This window comes from Okeania hirsuta (genome assembly GCF_003838195.1).
Classification (GTDB): Bacteria; Cyanobacteriota; Cyanobacteriia; order Cyanobacteriales; family Microcoleaceae; genus Okeania; species Okeania hirsuta.
In genome coordinates this window covers 1-1,067 of sequence record NZ_RCBY01000613.1, presented here as the reverse complement: position 1 = coordinate 1,067, position 1,067 = coordinate 1, and the positions used below count along the sequence as shown (strand labels likewise).

At 39.8% G+C, this 1,067-nt stretch carries 1 protein-coding gene; it reads right to left on the bottom strand.

The features are described from left to right. Positions 1-230 precede the first annotated feature (230 nt). On the bottom strand, positions 231-1,067 hold an 837-nt coding region (locus D5R40_RS33230), incomplete at its 5' end, for an FAD-binding protein (RefSeq protein ID WP_124155907.1).

The following is a 1,067-nucleotide window of genomic DNA, read 5'->3' as shown; positions in this document are numbered from 1 at the left end:
CCCATGTAATTTTCCTCCTGTCTCCTGTCTCCTGTCTCCTGTCTCCTTCTTCAATTTCCTACCTTAAATACCTCTTCATGGCTATCTTTAGCTTTTTTTTACAAACAGTCTCTAAGATTTTTAGACATAGATTTGAAAAAGAATGCAGAGAAGTTAAATAGAGCTTCCCTGCAGGTGTTTGATCAAAGGTTTATTTATGATGATAATTCAGTAGTTAACCTGAGATCATATTATGCCTCAACTGCCATACTTTTGATTTTTAACTCTTCAGAATTAATTCCCATGGGCGATTTCCACAAGCGATCGCCCTGCACCAAAGTATGTACGCTCCAACGGTCAGAAGTTTGAGGATAATCGCTACGATAATGTCCACCTCTACTTTCAATTCGCCATGCAGCACTTTTGAGAATTAAAGAACCTAGATCCAAAAGATTGAGCGTTTCTGCAACCATCCGCAACTGTTGTTCAGCATCAGTCGAGTTTAACTCTATCATCTGGTTAGGCAATAGATTTGCTAAAAATTGAACTATATCCAAACCTGCCAAACTTTCTCGCCAATTATTAATTTTATGTAGCGCTCTATCTAACAACTCTCCTTCACGAGAGATACCTGCACTTTCCCACATTAAACTCGGTAGCATTTGCCGAATCAATTCTATCTTTTCCATATCCCCACTCCAATTAAAGTCTACCTGCGACACCTCAGAATTAGGCGCAACTAAATTTGGCTGAATTTCAATGCGAGATAGTTGAGAAGCAAACACTAAACATTCCAACAAAGAATTACTAGCTAAACGATTTGCTCCATGAACTCCCGTACTTGCCGTTTCTCCGATGGCATAGAGTCCACGAATTGAGGTTTTACTCATTAAGTTACAAGCAATTCCACCCATCCAATAATGAGCAGCAGGAGCAACCGGAATAGGTTCTTGAAAAACATCAATACCCCATTGTTTGCAGACATTGATAATATTGGGGAAGCGATAACGAATGCGGTCGGGAGCAATAGGTCGCAAATCTAAATAAACATGAGCTTGGGTGGGATCATCTGCAGTTTTTTGCAAGTG